General features: G+C 73.0%; 13 protein-coding genes. 7 read left to right on the top strand and 6 right to left on the bottom strand.

Annotated elements, in window-relative coordinates; genetic code table 11:
* Positions 1-255 precede the first annotated feature (255 nt).
* From ACFYZE_RS02845 to ACFYZE_RS02835, 3 genes are read left to right on the top strand one after another with little or no spacing between them, the layout of a single operon-like run.
* On the top strand, positions 256-1284 hold the full coding sequence (locus ACFYZE_RS02845) for an AAA family ATPase (protein WP_388987521.1): 1029 nt from the start codon (positions 256-258) through the stop codon (positions 1282-1284).
* The gene (locus ACFYZE_RS02840; protein ID WP_388987519.1) at positions 1284-2642 is read left to right on the top strand and encodes a DUF58 domain-containing protein; all 1359 of its coding nucleotides are present in this window, start codon (positions 1284-1286) and stop codon (positions 2640-2642) included. The genes ACFYZE_RS02845 and ACFYZE_RS02840 overlap by 1 nt, the downstream gene beginning before the upstream one ends.
* On the top strand, positions 2639-5140 hold the full coding sequence (locus tag ACFYZE_RS02835; protein WP_388987516.1) for a DUF3488 and DUF4129 domain-containing transglutaminase family protein: 2502 nt from the start codon (positions 2639-2641) through the stop codon (positions 5138-5140). The genes ACFYZE_RS02840 and ACFYZE_RS02835 overlap by 4 nt, the downstream gene beginning before the upstream one ends.
* A 248-nt stretch (positions 5141-5388) precedes the next feature.
* Here ACFYZE_RS02835 and ACFYZE_RS02830 read toward each other — a convergent pair whose 3' ends face one another.
* The 3 genes from ACFYZE_RS02830 to ACFYZE_RS02820 all read right to left on the bottom strand — a co-directional run bounded on the left by ACFYZE_RS02830 (position 5389) and on the right by ACFYZE_RS02820 (position 7508).
* Positions 5389-5772 (bottom strand): DUF3040 domain-containing protein, encoded by a 384-nt coding sequence (locus ACFYZE_RS02830; RefSeq protein WP_103839859.1) that lies wholly within the window; start codon positions 5770-5772, stop codon positions 5389-5391.
* A gap of 276 nt (positions 5773-6048) precedes the next feature.
* Positions 6049-6819 carry a methyltransferase gene (locus ACFYZE_RS02825; protein ID WP_388987514.1) on the bottom strand — a complete coding sequence of 257 codons (771 nt, stop codon included), beginning with the start codon at positions 6817-6819 and terminating at the stop codon, positions 6049-6051.
* A 149-nt stretch (positions 6820-6968) separates the two neighbouring features.
* On the bottom strand, positions 6969-7508 hold the full coding sequence (locus tag ACFYZE_RS02820; RefSeq protein WP_388987511.1) for an SAV_6107 family HEPN domain-containing protein: 540 nt from the start codon (positions 7506-7508) through the stop codon (positions 6969-6971).
* Positions 7509-7730: 222 nt separating this feature from the next.
* Between ACFYZE_RS02820 and ACFYZE_RS02815 the strand changes: the two genes are divergently transcribed.
* The 4 genes from ACFYZE_RS02815 to ACFYZE_RS02800 all read left to right on the top strand — a co-directional run bounded on the left by ACFYZE_RS02815 (position 7731) and on the right by ACFYZE_RS02800 (position 13245).
* Positions 7731-8570 (top strand): ATP-binding cassette domain-containing protein, encoded by an 840-nt coding sequence (locus ACFYZE_RS02815; protein ID WP_388987933.1) that lies wholly within the window; start codon positions 7731-7733, stop codon positions 8568-8570.
* Complete coding sequence (locus ACFYZE_RS02810) at positions 8542-10626, top strand: YhgE/Pip family protein (protein ID WP_388987508.1); 2085 nt, start codon at positions 8542-8544, stop codon at positions 10624-10626. The genes ACFYZE_RS02815 and ACFYZE_RS02810 overlap by 29 nt, the downstream gene beginning before the upstream one ends.
* Positions 10627-10670: 44 nt before the next feature.
* Positions 10671-11303, top strand: a complete 633-nt coding sequence (locus ACFYZE_RS02805; RefSeq protein ID WP_388987505.1) for a TetR/AcrR family transcriptional regulator — start codon at positions 10671-10673, stop codon at positions 11301-11303.
* 430 nt (positions 11304-11733) lie between these two features.
* Entirely contained in the window at positions 11734-13245 is a 1512-nt protein-coding gene (locus ACFYZE_RS02800; protein WP_388987503.1) for a phytoene desaturase family protein, read from the top strand.
* Between the two features lie 15 nt (positions 13246-13260).
* Here ACFYZE_RS02800 and ACFYZE_RS02795 read toward each other — a convergent pair whose 3' ends face one another.
* From ACFYZE_RS02795 to thiE, 3 genes are all read right to left on the bottom strand, one after another.
* Entirely contained in the window at positions 13261-14181 is a 921-nt protein-coding gene (locus ACFYZE_RS02795; RefSeq protein ID WP_388987500.1) for a hypothetical protein, read from the bottom strand.
* Positions 14182-14236: 55 nt separating this feature from the next.
* The gene (metF, locus tag ACFYZE_RS02790) at positions 14237-15160 is read right to left on the bottom strand and encodes a methylenetetrahydrofolate reductase [NAD(P)H] (protein WP_388987497.1); all 924 of its coding nucleotides are present in this window, start codon (positions 15158-15160) and stop codon (positions 14237-14239) included.
* 118 nt (positions 15161-15278) lie between these two features.
* Positions 15279-15929, bottom strand: coding sequence for a thiamine phosphate synthase (thiE, locus tag ACFYZE_RS02785; RefSeq protein ID WP_388987494.1), 651 nt, complete (start codon positions 15927-15929; stop codon positions 15279-15281).
* Positions 15930-16018 lie beyond the last annotated feature (89 nt).

The raw sequence follows: 16018 nt of genomic DNA, 5'->3' as shown, positions 1-16018 counted from the left end.
TCCACCCGCCGTCAGCAGGCCATCGGGAAAAGTCGATTCGGACAAGGATCCCGGCCCTGGTGCGCCAAAAAGCCCGTAAGGCCGACATATCGCGGCCAGTTATCCACAGGCGAGTGACACGAATCGGTAACGGCGGCAAGATTGCGGGTTGTGGCGTCACGCGGAGCTTCTCACGCGTGGTGTTCGTGTTTCGGGGTGGGCCGGTCCGCACAGCAGAGCGTCGGCCCGGAGAAAGAACGGGCCGAGGAGGGCCGGGTGACGACCTATGACGATCGAGCGAGCCTCACTGATCTGACCGCCACTGTGGAGCGCGTCCGCAGATCGGTGGAAGGCGTGATCGAGGGCAAGCCCGAGGTCGTACGGCTTTCGCTGACCGTGCTGCTCGCCGAGGGGCATCTTCTGATCGAGGACGTCCCCGGCGTGGGCAAGACCATGCTCGCCAAGGCACTGGCCCGGTCCATCGACTGCTCGGTGCGGCGCATCCAGTTCACGCCCGACCTGCTGCCCTCGGACATCACGGGCGTGTCCATCTGGGACCAGCAGCGCCGGGACTTCGAGTTCAAGCCGGGCGCCATCTTCGCCCAGATCGTGATCGGCGACGAGATCAACCGCGCCTCGCCCAAGACCCAGTCCGCGCTCCTGGAGTCGATGGAGGAGCGGCAGGTCACCATCGACGGCCAGACGTACGAACTGCCCAGCCCCTTCATGGTGGTCGCCACCCAGAACCCGGTGGAGATGGAGGGCACCTATCCGCTGCCCGAGGCCCAGCGCGACCGCTTCATGGCCCGTGTCTCCATCGGCTACCCCAGCCCCGAGGCCGAACTGCAGATGCTGGACATCCACGGCGGCGTCAACCCGCTGGACGACCTCCAGCCGGTGGCGCACGCGCACGAGATCGTGAAGCTGGTGGAGGCCGTCCGCGGTGTCCACGTCGCCGAGACGGTCCGGCGCTACGCGGTGGACCTGGTCGCCGCCACCCGCACGCACCCCGACCTCAGACTCGGCGCCTCGCCGCGCGCCACGCTGCATCTGCTGCGCGCGGCGAAGGCCTCTGCCGCCCTGGCCGGCCGGGAGTACGCGCTGCCGGACGACGTGCAGGCGCTCGCCGTGGCGGTCCTCGCCCACCGGCTGCTGCCCACCGCCCAGGCCCAGCTCAACCGCCGTACGGCGGAGCAGGTCGTGCAGGAGATCCTGCAGAGCACCCCCGTGCCCGCCGGGCCCCAGCAGCAGTCCGGCTTCACCACCGGTCGCGGCTTCGGCCAGCAGCCGCCCCGGAGGCTCTGATGACCCACGGGGGGACGGCGCGCACCGGCGAGGAGGACGGGGGCGGGCTGCGCACCGCGCTCGCGGGGCTGACCACGCGCGGCCGGTCCTTCCTGGCCGCGGGTGTGGCCGCCGCGATCTGCGCCTACGTCCTCGGCCAGGGCGAGCTGCTGCGGGTGGGCATCCTGCTCGCGGTACTGCCCCTGGCGTGCGCCTCCGTGCTGTACCGCACGCGTTACCGGGTCGCGGGCAGCCGTCGTCTGTCCCCCTCGCGGGTGCCCGCGGGGTCCGAGGCGCGGGTCCATCTGCGGATGGACAACGTCTCACGGCTGCCCACCGGGCTGCTGATGCTCCAGGACCGGGTGCCCTACGTCCTCGGGCCGCGCCCCAGGTTCGTCCTGGACCGGGTGGAGGCGGGCGGCCGCCGCGAGGTGTCCTACCGCGTGCGCTCGGACCTGCGCGGCCGGTATCCGCTGGGCCCGCTCCAGCTGCGGCTCACCGACCCCTTCGGGATGTGCGAGCTGACCCGCTCCTTCTCGACGTACGACACCCTGACGGTCATCCCGCGCGTGGAGCCGCTGCCGCCGGTCAGGTTCGCGGGCGAGGCGCAGGGGTACGGCGACGGGCGGCAGCGCTCGCTGGCGCTGGCCGGCGAGGACGACGTGATTCCGCGCGGGTACCGGTACGGCGACGACCTGCGCCGGGTGCACTGGCGCTCCACCGCGCGCTACGGCGAGCTGATGGTGCGCCGGGAGGAGCAGCCGCAGCGGGCCCGGTGCACGGTGCTGCTCGACACCCGGGCGATCGCCTTCCAGGGCGCGGGCCCGGACTCGGCCTTCGAGTGGGCGGTGACGGGCGCGGCGTCCGCGCTGGTGCACATGCTCGAACGGGGCTTCTCCGTGCGGCTGTTGACGGACACGGGCAGTTCGGTGCCCGGTGAGGGCGCGGACGGGTTCGCGGGCGCGAGCCAGGAGTCCGCGGACGCGGCCGGACTGATGATGGACACACTCGCCGTGATCGACCACTCGGACGGCGCGGGTCTGTCGCGTGCCTACGACGTGCTGCGCGGGGGGAACGAGGGGCTGCTGGTGGCGTTCTTCGGCGATCTCGACGAGGAGCAGACCGCGATGGCCGCCAAGATGAGCGGGCGCAGCGGCGGCGCGCTCGCGTTCGTGCTGGACAGTGACACCTGGGGGCACGAACCGACCGATGTGCCGGGCCCGGGGGACCGGAGCGGGGAGCGGTTGCGGCTGCTGCGCGAGGCGGGCTGGACCGCCGTGCCCGTGCCCCGGGGCGTGTCCCTGACGGAGCTGTGGCGCGAGGCGGACCGGCAGCGCACGGACGTGGGCGCCCTGAGCGGCACGGAGGGACGGTCATGAGCGGGCGGGCGCGTCTGGCGCTCTGTGCCGCGGCGGCGACGCTGATGACGTCCGGCGCCCTGCTGCCGCTGGTGAGTCCGGCGACCTGGCTGTTCCAGGCGGCGGTGCTGGTGGCGGTGGTGACCGGGGTGGGCGCGGCGACCCGGCGGGTGCCGCTGGCGCGTCCGCTGACCCTCGCCTGCCAGGTGGTGGTGGCCCTGCTGCTGCTCACGCTGGTCTTCGCCCGGCAGCAGGCCCTCGCCGGGTTCGTGCCCGGCCCCGAAGCCTTCCACCACTTCGGCGAGCTGCTGCAGTCGGGCAGGGACGACGTCGGCCGGTACACGAGCCCGGCGCCGCTGACGCCCGGGATCCGGCTGATGATGGTCGGCGGGGTGCTGCTGATCGGGCTCCTGGTGGACGCGCTGGCGGTGACGTTCCGCGCGGCGGCCCCGGCCGGACTGCCACTGCTCGCGCTGTACGCGGTGGCGACGGCCCTGTCGCACGGCGGAGCCGACTGGGTGTGGTTCCTGGTGGCCGCGGGCGGCTATCTGATGCTGCTGCTGGCCGAGGGCCGGGACCGGCTGTCCCAGTGGGGGCGGGTCTTCACAGGCGCCCCGCGCGCGGGGGGCGGGGACTCCGGGGGCGCGGTGGCTCCGGTGCGCACCGGGCGCCGCATCGGCGCCGTCGCGCTCGGCATCGCCCTGGTGGTGCCGCTGGCCCTGCCCTCGCTGCGGGGCGGGCTGCTGGACGGCACCGGGGCCGGGGTGGGCGCGGGGCTCGGCGACGGCAACACGATCTCCGCGGTCAACCCGCTGGTGTCGCTGCGCGACAGCCTGAACGTGGACCAGGACCGCCAGGTCATGGCGTACCGCACCAACACGGACGACACCCAGGACATGTACCTGAGGATCGTCGCCCTGGACGATTTCGACGGCACCACCTGGAAGCCCGCGCAGCGGCACATCACCTCCGTGCCGGACTCCTTCCCGACGCCGACCGGACTCGCGGGCAGCGTGCGGCGGACCGAGATCGAGACGCGGATCTCGGCGGCGGACTGGTACGCACAGGACTGGCTGCCGATGCCGTACCCGGCGACGAGCGTGAAGATCAAGGGCAGCTGGCGGTACGAGCCGGTGGGCCGCACGCTCGTCGGCGACCACGGGCAGAACACGCGAGGCGTGCAGTACGACGTCAAGAGTCTGGTCGTGCAGCCGACGGCGGAGCAGCTGGCCGAGGCGCCCGAGCCGCCGGCGTCGCTGAAGCGCGAGTTCACGAAGGTGCCGTCCTCGTTGCCCGCCGTGGTGGCGCAGACGGCCCGCCGGGTGACGGCCGGGTCGTCGAACCACTACGAGGAGGCGGTCAAGCTCCAGGACTACTTCGCGGTCGACGGCGGCTTCACCTACAACACGCAGGTGCAGGTCGGCACCGGACCGAACGCGATCGCCCGGTTCCTGAAGGACAAGCAGGGCTTCTGCGTGCACTTCTCCTTCGCGATGGCCGCGATGGCGCGGACGCTGGGGATACCGGCGCGGGTCGCGGTCGGCTTCACCTCGGGGTCGCCGCAGGCGGACGGTTCACTGTCGGTGGGGCTGCGGGACGCGCACGCGTGGCCGGAGCTGTACTTCGAGGGGGTGGGCTGGACCCGTTTCGAGCCGACCCCGAACCGGGGCTCGACCCCGTCGTACACGCAGTCGAACACGCCGAGCGGGGAGATTCCGGTGGTGCCGCGGCCGTCGCTGTCGTCGTCGGCGGCGCAGTCCACCGCGCCGTCGGCGAGCGAGAGCTGCTCGGCGACCCTGCGGAAGCTCGAGGGGTGCCCGAGCCAGTCCGCGCAGGTCGCTGCGGGCTCCGGGGACGACGGGCCGCCGTGGTACCGGGTGCTGTTCTGGGCGCTGCTGGGTGTGGTGCTGGGGGCGGTGCCGCTGACGCCGATGCTGTGGCGGCTCAGGAGCCGGTCGGTGCGGCTGGCGTCCGCGCAGCACGCTCCGTCCGCGCTGCCGCTGGCCCGCGTCCGCCGCGGGGATCGCGGCGGTGAGCGGTATGCGGACGAGATGGGGATGACGGTGCCGGCCGGTGAGACCGCCCCGGGGCGGGCGACCGAGGTGGCCGTGGGCCACACCCTGGCCGTCTGGCGTGAGCTCACGGACACGGCGTGGGACTACGGGATCGCGCCGGACGACGCGCTGACCCCGCGGAAGGCGGCTGAGCGGATCGTGCGGCTCGGCCGGCTGGACCCCGAGACGGCGGGGGCCGTCCACCGGGTGGCGGGCGCGGTGGAGCAGGTGCTGTACGCACCGGAGCCGCGCTCCGAGTCGGGCCTGGTGGACGACGTGCGCAAGCTGCGAGCGTCCCTGCGCGCCACGGCCGGCCGCCGCACCCGCCTCCGCGCGATAGTGGCCCCGCCCTCGGCGATGCGCGCGGTATGGGCGGCGGCGGACCGCTGGGCCGACCTGAGGACGCGCTGGGCGACCCGCTGGACGGCCCTGACACGCCGCCCGTCGGACCAGCGAGGGGGCTGACGCGGGGTGCCGCCCGCCCCTGGCGACGGGGCGGGCGGCACCGGACACTGCGCGCTGCGCGCGCCCCGGCCCGGCCGACGTCTCACGCCTGCGGGCGCTACCGGCTCGCCGCCGACAAGCCCTGCCCCGCCCGTCGTCCCGCCCGTGCGGGGGGGCGGGCGGCACGGGCTGCGCGACCGGCCAGGGACGGGGACGGGTACAGCAACAGGGGCGACCTTCCGGTCGCCCCTGTTGCGTCACGTCTGCGGCTACTGGCCTTGTTCGTCCCGTCGGCGCTGCCAGCGTTGTTCGATGCGGTCCATCATGGAGCGTCGCTGGCGCACCTGCCGGCGGATGCCCGGCGCCCCCTGTTCACCCGGCTTGGGAACCTTGCGCCATCCGGTCACCACGAGCACCGCACAGCCCAGCATGACGAGGAATCCCACCACGCTGATCCAGATCTGCTTCGCGACCATTCCGGCCATGAGGAGCGCGATACCCACGAGGAAGCCCGCGACCGCCTGGTAGACCCGCCGCCGGGTGTACGTACGCAGCCCGCTTCCCTCAAGCGCCGACGCGAACTTGGGATCTTCGGCGTACAGCGCTCGCTCCATCTGCTCGAGCATGCGCTGCTCGTGCTCCGAGAGCGGCACGGAGTCCTCCTCATCGTGCAGTCGCCGGGGCGACCGGGGGTCCCCTTCAGGATAGGCAGGGAATCGCCCCCTTGAAACCCGCCCCTCTACGCCAATTGGCCAACCGGAATCCGCCACGCCCGTCCCGGCTCACTGAGATCTTCATTCCCCAGCGGCCGACCCGTCATGCCGGTCGGTCTCCCTCGATCATACGGCGCGGACCACCCGATCGGGTGGCCTGTGGCGTACTCCATCCGCTGCCAAGCCGCTGATCAGCGGGGCGCCACGACAGGCCGCTCAGGACTCGGCGGCCCCCTTGGTCTCGCCCAGCACATGCAGCTGTGTAGCCACGGAGTGGTACGCCGGGGACTCGGCCGCCGCGGCCTCCAGCTTGAGCAGCGCCTCCAGCGCGCCCGGCTCGGTGTCCACCAGCACCCCGGGCACCAGGTCCGCGAAGACCCGCACGCCGTGCACCGCGCCCACGCTCAGGCCCGCGTCCTCGACGAGCGCGGTGAGCTGCTCGGTGGTGAAACGGTGCGGTACGGGGTCGCCCTCGCCCCAGCGGCCGTTCGGGTCCTGAAGCGCCTGCCTGGCCTCCTTGAAGTGCCCGGCGAGGGCCCGAGCGAGCACGGCACCGCCGAGGCCCGCGGCGAGCAGGCTGAGGACACCGTCGGGGCGCAGGGCCGCGACGGCGTTGCGAACGCCCTCGGCGGGGTCGTCGACGTACTCCAGGACGCCGTGGCACAGCACCACGTCGTAGCCGCCGCGCTCGACCACGTCGAACAGGCCGTGCGCGTCGCCCTGCACGCCCTGCACCCGGTCGGCGACACCGGCCTCGGCGGCCCGGCGCTCCAGCGCGAACAGCGCGTTCGGGCTGGGGTCGACGACGGTGACGCGGTGGCCGAGTCGGGCGACGGGTACGGCGAAGTTGCCGCTGCCGCCACCGGTGTCGAGGACGTCCAGCACGTCCCGCCCCGTGGCCTTGACCCGGCGGTCGAGGGCGTCCTTGAGGACCTCCCAGACCACGGCGGTACGGAGAGACGCGCGGGGGCGAGTGGGGTCCGACACGGCAGTTGACTCCTCGGCGCGGCGCCGCCTGGTGTTCGGCGGAGCGATCGGACGGCCTTCCGGCCCCCGTTACCAGGGCGAAAGACTTCAGGCGTCTCCACCCTATTGCCTCCGGCCCCCGCCCCGGACCCCTCATCCCGCGCGGATCCTCACCCCGCGTCCGGCATCTCCCGCTCCGCATCCTGTCGCGGCTGCGGAAGCACCGGCTGGAGCACCAGCATCCGCTCGACCAGGCGCAGGAACATCGCCACGTCCCGTATCAGGTCGTCCGCGTCCCGGGTGCCGGCCGCACCCCGGATGCCGGCCTCGGCGCGGGCGCGACGAGCGGCGCCGGAGGCGAACAGCGCGCTCCACTCGGTGAGTTCGGGCGCGATCTCGGGGAGCACTTCCCAGGCGCTGCGGATCTTCGCGCGGCGTCGTGCGGTCGGCTCCGGGCGCCCGCGCGCGGCGAGCACGGCGGCGGCGGTGCGCAGAGCCGCCAGATGGGCCGTCGCGTACCGCTCGTTCGGCGTTTCGAGGAGGGTGGCCTCCTCCAGTGCGGCGCGGGCCTGGGCCAGCAGGTCGAGGGCGGCGGGCGGGGCCGTGGCCCGGCGCAGCACGGGGTGCACGTCGCTCGCCGGGCCGGTCAGTGAGGGGGCAGGGCCGGTGGCGCGGCGCCGGCGTGCGGCGGCTGCGTGGTGACTGGCCATGACGAACCTCCTGTCGTCTGTGTGACGGCACGCCCTGATACGGGCTGCCGTATGTGCCCATCGTGGGGTATGGCACTGACAATCCGTTCTGACCTGCTCTTTTGCTTCGCTCATAGGTTCGGAGTAGTTTTTGCACTGACCAGTCAGTTCAAAAACCCGGGGTCCTGTGACGGGACCCCGGGACTGGGTGCCCGGCCCAGGGGAACGAGGGGGGACATGGACATGCAAGAGACGGCGGCCGGGGTCGCCGTCAGTGCCGCCGGCTTCGGTCTGAAGGGACCGCGCGGCTGGGCCTTCCGGGGCGTCGGCCTCGAGGCGGAGCCCGGCTCACTCATCGCCGTCGAGGGCCCCTCGGGCTCCGGCCGCACCTGTCTGCTGCTCGCGCTCACCGGGCGGATGAGGCCGAGCGAGGGACGGGCCACGGTCGGCGGGCACCGGCTGCCCAAGGAGATGTCCGCCGTGCGCCGGATCAGCGCGCTCGCGCACGTGCCCGGTGTCACCGACCTCGACCCGGCCCTGACCGTCGGCGAGCACCTGCGCGAACGTGCCCTGCTGGAAAGCAGGTTCAGGGACTCCCTGCGGGCGCTGCTGCGGCCCAGGAGCATGGGGGCGCCCCCTGCTCGAGCGAAGTCGAGAGCTTGCGGGAGGGCGGCCGAGGCGGCACGGCGGATCGACACCGCCCTCGCCGCCGCCGGACTCGACCCGGAACAACTGCCCAAGGGCCGCCGGACCGCCGTACGCGACCTGGAGCGACTGGAGGCCCTGCGGCTGTCCGTGGCACTCGCCCTGATCGGCCGGCCCCGCCTGCTCGCCGTCGACGACGCCGACCTGAAGCTGTCCCCCGCCGAACAAGCCGAAGCCTGGGACCTGTTGAGGTCGCTGACCGAGGAAGGGACGACCGTCCTCGCGGTGTGCACCGAGGCCCCCGAGGACGCCGTCGTGGTGTCGACGGCACCCGGCGCGCGGCACGCGCGCGAGGAGACCACCCCCGACGAGCCGACCGAAGACGGCGACGACGACAAGGAGACGGCGGATGCGCTCGCCGAAACTGGCCGCGCTTGAGCTCAGGCGGTTCGGCAGGGGAAAGCTGCCGCGTGCGGCGCTGGTCGCGCTCCTGCTGCTGCCGCTGCTGTACGGCGCCCTGTACCTGTGGTCGTTCTGGGACCCCTACGGGCGGCTGGACCGCATCCCCGTGGCGCTCGTCGACGACGACAGGGGCACGACCGTCGCCGGCCGCAGGCTCGCCGCGGGCGACGACCTCGTCAAGGGGCTGCTCAAGAGCGACACCTTCGAGTGGCACCGGGTCAGCGCCGCCGAAGCCAGGAAGGGCGTCGAGGACGGCACCTACTACCTGTCGCTGACCATGCCGTCCGACTTCAGCGCCAAGATCGCCTCCAGCTCCGGAAGTTCCCCCGAGACGGGCGTCCTTCAGGTGCGGACGAACGACGCCAACAACTACATCGTCGGTCAGATCTCCAAGACGGTGTTCGCCGAGGTGCGCGCGGCGGCCTCCACCAAGACGTCGCGGTCGTTCCTCGACCGGATCTTCATCTCGTTCTCGGACATCCACGGGGCCACCGTGAAAGCCGCCGACGGCGCCGACCAGCTCACGGGCGGGATCGGCAAGGCGGAGAAGGGCTCCGAGGACCTGGCCGACGGCTTGAAGGAGGCCAAGAGCGGCAGCGGAAAGCTGTCGAGCGGCCTCACCAGGCTCGACCTGGGGGCGGGCGCCCTCCAGGACGGCGCCCAGCAGGTCGCGGACGGCACCCGGGCGCTCGCCGACCGGGTGCACGGCTCGGCCGACCAGGTGCGGCCCTTCCTGAAGAAGGACGGACGGCAGATCGCCGACACCGCGACCCTGGTGGCCGACTCGGCGGGCGTCATCAGCGACCACCTCGACGCCTTCGTCACCACGGCCCCCGCCGCCGAGAAGGGCACGCGTGAAGCGTCCGAGACGCTGGACGCGGTGTACGAGAGGCGCTGTGTGAGCCAGGTCCTGCCCGACCCCGCCTGCACGGACCTGAAGAAGGCGAAGGACGCCGCAGCGGACGCGGCGCGGCTCACCAAGGACGTGAACACCGTGGTGCGGGACTACCACGGCGACATGACCGCCATGCGGCAGGACCTGAAGACCCTGCAGCGGCAGGCCCGGGCGCTGGCCGAGGCGGCACCGCACCTGTCCGACGATCTCGACGACGCGGTCTCCAAGGTGGACGCGCTCAACAAGGGCGCCGCCGAAGTCGCCAAGGGCGCCCGGACCCTGCACACCGGCCTGGGCACCGCCCGGGCCGGGGCGGCCGACCTGGACTCGGGCATCGGCAAGCTGGAGAGCGGCGCGATCGACCTGAACGGCGGCATGTACAAGCTCGCCGACGGCTCCGGAAAGCTCGCCGGCGGACTGCACGACGGCGCGGGGAAGATCCCCGACTACGACAAGCAGGACCGCGACCGGCGCACCCAGGTCATGGCGGACCCGGTGCAGCTGGCCTCCCGGGACCTGCATCACGCGCCCAACTACGGCACCGGTTTCGCCCCGTACTTCATCCCGTTGTCCCTGTGGGTGGGCGCGATGGTGGCGTACATGCTGATCCCGCCGATGAACCGGCGCGCGCTCGCGGCGGGCGCCTCCGCCTGGCGGATCGCGCTGGCGGGCTGGCTGCCGGTGGCCGCCGTGGGCGTGCTGCAGACGGCCGCCCTGATGGCCGTGCTGCACTGGGCGATCGGCCTTCAGATGGCGCGGGCGGCGGGGACGATCGGGTTCCTGTTCCTGGTGGCGGCGTGCTTCGCGGCGCTCGTCCAGTGGCTGAACGCGCGCTTCGGGGCGGCGGGCCGGATCCTCGTCCTCGCCCTGCTGATGCTCCAGCTGACGTCCGCGGGCGGTACCTACCCCGTGCAGACCTCTCCGGGCTTCTTCAACGCGATCCACCCCTTCCTGCCGATGAGTTACGTCGTCGAAGCGCTGCGCAGGCTCATCACGGGCGGCGGCCTCGGTCCGGTGTGGCAGTCGTGCGCCGTGCTCGCGGCGTTCACTGCGGGCGGCCTCGCGCTGACCGCCCTGTCGGCCCGGCGCAGGCAGGTGTGGACGCTCGACCGGCTGCACCCGGAGCTGAACCTGTGAGGTCCGGGCCATCCCACCGGGCCGTTCCTGTGAGAATCAGGGCCATGGAACGCAGCAGCGCCGCTACGTCCGGCGGCTCGAGCCGCCGTGAGGCGACCCGGCAGAAGCTCTACGAGGCGGCCGTCACCCTGATCGCGGAGCAGGGTTTCTCCGCTACCACCGTCGACGAGATCGCCGAGCGGGCCGGGGTCGCGAAGGGCACGGTCTACTACAACTTCGCGAGCAAGTCGGTCCTCTTCGAGGAGTTGCTGCGGCACGGTGTGGGGCTGCTCACCGCCTCCCTCAGGGACGCGGCCGAGCAGAGCGACCTGGCGGGCGGTACCAAGGTGGACGCCCTGGACGCCATGATCCGCGCCGGGCTGGCCTTCATCGCCCGCTACCCGTCCTTCACCCAGCTGTATGTGGCCGAGCTGTGGCGCACCAACCGGGCCTGGCAGTCCACGCTCATGGTGGTCCGGCAGCAGGTCGTCGCGGCCATCGAGGACGTGCTGCGCGCGGGTGTGGAGAGCGGCGAGTTCAGCGACGAGATCGACGTCCCGCTGACGGCGGCGGCGCTGGTCGGCATGGTGCTGGTGGCGGCGCTGGACTGGCAGTCGTTCCAGCCGGAGCGCTCCCTGGACGACGTCCACGCGGCGCTGTCGCGGCTGATCCAGGGGCGCGTGAGCGGCGGCCGGTAGGGCGCGTCGACGACTGGTAGGGCGCCTGGACGGCCGGTGGCGCCCGGCGGACGAAAGCGCCGGTCCGTGTGGCCGCGCCCTTGGCGGGCCGCATCGAACCGGCGCTCCGTCGTGCCCCCGTGACCCCCGTTCGGTCCTCCCCCCGGGTCTCCCCCTGCCTCGCTTCCGCCGCAGGAGTGGCGGCGGAAGGAGCGGTCGAGGGCGGGCACCGTTCCGCCGCCCCGTGTCGGCGGTGCCGGAGCCGTGCCCCTTTCCGTGCCTCCACTGTCTCGTCCGCGCGGGTCGGACCCCATCCGCGCAGATACTCATCTCTCCGGCTAGGTACGGATACTCAGACCTGAGCGCTCAGCCCCAGGGCGCGAATGTGGCGGAAAGCGCCGGTCACAGGCCCGCGGCCGGATTGTCGGCGGCGGCCGATAAGGTCGCAGGCATGGCACGGATTGCGGTGATCGGCGCCGGGATGGGCGCGATGGCGGCCGCCGCCCGGCTGGCCGTCGCGGGCCACCGGGTGGTGGTGTACGAGCGTACGGACACGTACGGCGGTGCGGTGCGCCGGTTCGAGCGGGACGGGTTCCGCTTCGACACGGGCCCGGGAGTGCTGACGCTGCCCGCCGTGTACCGCGATCTGTTCGTCAAGACCGGCAAGGAGCCGCTGGAGGACTGCGTCGATCTGGTCCAGGTGGACCCCTCGTCACGGCACGTCTTCGCGGACGGCACCGAGGTGGCGTTGCCCAACGCCTCGCGCGCGGGTGTGGTGTCCGCGCTGGACGCGGCGCTGGGTGCGGGCGCGGGCGAGCGCTGGGGCGACTTCCTGGTGCGGGCGCGCGAGGCCTGGGACCGCACGCGCCGGCCGCTCCTCGAGGAGCCGCTGTGGCCCAACTGGCAGGTGCTGGCGGAGAAGGAGCCGTATCCGGCGGTGCCGCACAAGCGGCTGCTGCGCACGCGGCGGGCCGGGACGCTGACCGAGATCGCCTCCTGGGAGCTGCGCGACGACAGGCTTGAGGCCCTACTGCTGAGTCACGCGCTCGCGCACGGCCTCTCCCCCTGGACCGCTCCGGCGAGCGCGGCCGTGCTGCCGTACATGGAGCACGCCTTCGGCACCTGGTATGTGCGCGGCGGCATGCGGGAGTTGGCGCGCGCGGTGTACGAGCGGTGCCGCAAGCGGCGGGTGGAGTTCGTCTTCGGCGCCGAGGTCACCCGGATCGTGGAGAGGGACGGCCGGGCCGCGGGGGTGGAGCTGGCGGACAGGACGGTGGCCGACGCCGACCATGTTCTGGCGGACGTCCACCCTGCGCGGCTGCGGGCCCTGACGGACCGCCCGCTGAACGACGAGGGTGACGTACGGGCCGACCCCGGCGCGGCCCCACCCTCCCGGTTCACCCTGCTGCTCGCCCTGCGCGGCGGCCGGGAGCCCGGCGCCGTGCACCGCACGGTGGTCCATCCGGCGGCCCCCGAGGCGGAGTGGGACTTCCTGGCCTCACCGGGCGGCGACGTGCCCCCGCCGCCCACGGTGACCGTTCTGCGCCCCGACGACCCCGCACTCACGCCCGACAGCGAGCACGAATCGGTGGTGGCGTCCGCCGTGGTGTCCTCGGAGGCCCCCTGGGAGGACGAGGGCACGGTGAGGCGGTACACGGATCTGCTGCTCGAAGCCGCCGAGCAGGCGATACCCGGTCTGCGGGAGCGGCTGCTGTGGCACGAGGTGCGCGCACCCGGACATGTCGAGGAGGAGACGGGTGCCCCCTCCGGGGCCGTGCCCGCGCCCGCGCTCGCCGCAGGCCGGGGGCGTTTCCTGCACCCGGCGAACACCACTCGGCTGCCCGGTCTTTACCGGGTCGGTGGCTGGTCCCACCCCGGCGGGGGGCTCCCCCACGCCGGCATGTCGGGCGCCCTGGTGGCCGGGCTCATCGTGGAGGGACCGGACTTCCAGGGCTCCCGGTAGGCGCAGCGAGCGGCTCTAGAAGCGGTAGCGCTCGTCGTAGCCGTTGCCGTGCGCGGTGCCGTTGTCCTGGTAGGGGTACGGCTGCTCGGGCGGGAGTTCACCGCCGAGCGCGTCATCAGTGGTGCGCTGCTGGGGCACCCAGACACCGCCGGGCGGGGTCTCGCCGTAGGTGCCGGTGGCGTACTGGTCCTGGCCGTAGGCCTGCTGTCCGTACTGCTGCTGGCCGCCGTACGTGGTGTCGTACGAGCCGCCGCCGTAGGTCCCCGTGCCCTGGTACGGGTCGGAGTATCCGCCGTACTGCTGCTGGCCGCCCTCGTAGCCGTAGTGCTGCTGCTGGCCGTATCCGGAGTAGCCGTCGTAGGCGTAGGCCTGCTGCTCCTGGGGCTGGTCGACGGGGGTGTAGGTGGCATCCGTGTAGACACCGTAGGACCCGGTGTCCTCGGGCAGGGGCTGCGGCTCGTACACGGCGGTGGCCTCGGCCGCGGTCTGCGCGGGCGGGGTGGTCCCCGGGCGGGAGAAGACGTCGTCGTGGTCGTCGTACGCGTCGTCCTGGCGGTACGTTCCGGCGGGCATCGTCGTCGTCGCGGCCGTCGGCTCGACGTCGGTGTCCTCCGCCGCCTCCTCCTGACGGGCCTTCTCTGCCCGGCGGCGCTTGCTTCCGGTGCCCGCGCCCTCGCGCGGGCGGTTGCCGACGGCCCAGCCGGCCGCGAACCCGCGGCGGAACGACAGGGTGACGTAGGTCTGCCCGACCGCGAAGGCGGCGGCGCCCAGGCCGATGACCACGACGGATTGGATGAGCACGCCGAACACGACGCCGAGGAATCCGGCGAACGCGAGCAGCCGCCAGCGCAGGCGTGCCTTGTACTGCAGCAGCACCTCACCGAGCAGCCACAGCGCGACGATGCCGAACGCGATGTAGAGGACCGTCCAGCCCATGTACGCCCCTCTCCCAGTGGCCGCTACGCAGTGTGTCGTATACGGGTGCGGCGGTCTAGGCCCGCTGCGGGTGGTGCAGGCCCAGGTTCTCGTAGATCTCCAGCGTCGCCGTGGAGTTGTTGAGTGTAATGAAGTGCAGTCCGGGGACCCCCTCGGCCAGCAGCCTCGCGCAGAACTCCGTGGCGAAGTCGATGCCGATCGAGCGTACCGCCGCCGGATCGTCCTTCGCCGCGAGGATCCGCTCTTTCAGACCGTCGGGGAGGGCGGCGTTGCTGAGCTGGGGCAGCCGCTCCAGCATCCGCACGCTGGTCACGGGCATGACCTCGGGGATGACGGGGGTGTCGCAGCCGGCCGCGACGACCCGGTCGCGCAGGCGCAGGTACGACTCCGGCTGGAAGAACATCTGCGTGATCGCGTAGTCGGCGCCGGCCCGGCACTTGTCGACGAAGCGTGCGACGTCGGTGTCCCAGTCGCTGGAGCGCGGGTGCATCTCCGGGAAGGCGGCGACGCCCACGCAGAAGTCGCCCGACTCCTTGATGAGCCGGACGAGTTCGGCCGCGTAGGTCACGCCCCTGGGGTGCGGCACCCACTCGCCCATGGGGTCGCCGGGCGGGTCGCCGCGCACCGCGAGCATGTTGCGGATCCCGGCGTCGGCGTACTGGCCGATGATGTTGCGCAGCTCGGCGACGGAGTGGTTGACCGCGGTGAGGTGGGCGACCGGGGTGAGCGTCGTGTCGGCGACGATCTGCTCGGTCTCCTTGACCGTGCCCGCACGGGTGGAACCGCCGGCGCCGTACGTGACGGAGACGAAGTCGGGGGCGACCGCCTCGACCCTTCGGAGCGCGCTCCACAGGTTCCGCTGGCCCTTGGGGGTCTTCGGCGCCGAGAACTCGAAGGAGTACGTCGTCTTGCCGGTGGCGAGGATGTCGCGCACGGTCCGTGCGCGATCTGTCCTCGTGGATGCGGTTCCGAGGGCCATAGTCGCAGGTTAGCCAGGGCTCGGCGGTCCCCCAACCGGACGCCTGGGATTTGCCCGAATTGTCGACTTGTTGTCCACCCATCGGACACCGCGGGGCAGTACCGGCCTCCGGGCGCTCCTACGCGGCGCGCAGCCGCTTGGCGAACTCGGCCGCCGCCGCGCCCGGGTCGTCCGCCTCCGTGATCGCGCGGACGACCACCACGCGGCGGGCGCCGGCCTCGAGGACCTGATCCAGGTTGCCGAGGTCGATGCCGCCGATGGCGAACCAGGGGCGGCCGGTGCCGAGCGCGGCGGTGTGACGGACCAGGCCGAGGCCCGGGGCGGGGCGGCCGGGTTTGGTGGGGGTGGGCCAGCAGGGGCCGGTGCAGAAGTAGTCCACACCCTCCTGGACGGCGGCGGCCTCGGCCTCCGCCTCGGAGTGGGTGGAGCGGCCTATGAGGATGTCGTCGCCGAGGACGGCGCGGGCCGCGGGGACGGGGAGGTCGCCCTGGCCGAGGTGCAGGACGTCGGAGCGGGCGGCGTGGGCGACGTCCGCGCGGTCGTTCACCGCGAGGAGCTTGCCGTGGCGGGCACAGGCCTCGGCGAAGACCTGGAGGTGCTCCAGCTCCTCGGCGGCCTCCATGCCCTTCTCGCGCAGCTGCACGATGTCGACGCCGCCGGCGAGGACCGCGTCGAGGAACTCGGCGAGGTCGCCCTGGCGCTTGCGTGCGTCCGTGCACAGATAGACGCGGGCGTCGGCGAGCCGGGCGGTGCGGGTGGTGTCGGGCACGGTGGTGTTCCCCCCGTTGTCGGTGGCGTACGGGCCGCGGCGGGGCGCGGTCGGCCGGGGCGGGGCGTGTCCCTGGCCCGCGGCCCGTA

This window comes from Streptomyces sp. NPDC001796 (genome assembly GCF_042892355.1).
Taxonomy (GTDB): domain Bacteria; phylum Actinomycetota; class Actinomycetes; order Streptomycetales; family Streptomycetaceae; genus Streptomyces.
The sequence above is the reverse complement of the archived record's forward strand: the minus strand, read 5'-3'. Positions and strand labels throughout refer to the sequence as shown.

Bases quoted from the DNA above. Each gene is read 5' to 3' on its own strand.
- ACFYZE_RS02815 (WP_388987933.1), top strand. From the start codon at position 7,731: ATGCAAGAGACGGCGGCCGGGGTCGCCGTCAGTGCCGCCGGCTTCGGT.
- ACFYZE_RS02800 (WP_388987503.1), top strand. From the start codon at position 11,734: ATGGCACGGATTGCGGTGATCGGCGCCGGGATGGGCGCGATGGCGGCC.
- ACFYZE_RS02805 (WP_388987505.1), top strand. From the start codon at position 10,671: ATGGAACGCAGCAGCGCCGCTACGTCCGGCGGCTCGAGCCGCCGTGAG.
- metF (WP_388987497.1), bottom strand. From the start codon at position 15,160: ATGGCCCTCGGAACCGCATCCACGAGGACAGATCGCGCACGGACCGTG.
- ACFYZE_RS02820 (WP_388987511.1), bottom strand. From the start codon at position 7,508: ATGGCCAGTCACCACGCAGCCGCCGCACGCCGGCGCCGCGCCACCGGC.
- ACFYZE_RS02795 (WP_388987500.1), bottom strand. From the start codon at position 14,181: ATGGGCTGGACGGTCCTCTACATCGCGTTCGGCATCGTCGCGCTGTGG.
- ACFYZE_RS02840 (WP_388987519.1), top strand. From the start codon at position 1,284: ATGACCCACGGGGGGACGGCGCGCACCGGCGAGGAGGACGGGGGCGGG.
- ACFYZE_RS02835 (WP_388987516.1), top strand. From the start codon at position 2,639: ATGAGCGGGCGGGCGCGTCTGGCGCTCTGTGCCGCGGCGGCGACGCTG.
- ACFYZE_RS02810 (WP_388987508.1), top strand. From the start codon at position 8,542: ATGCGCTCGCCGAAACTGGCCGCGCTTGAGCTCAGGCGGTTCGGCAGG.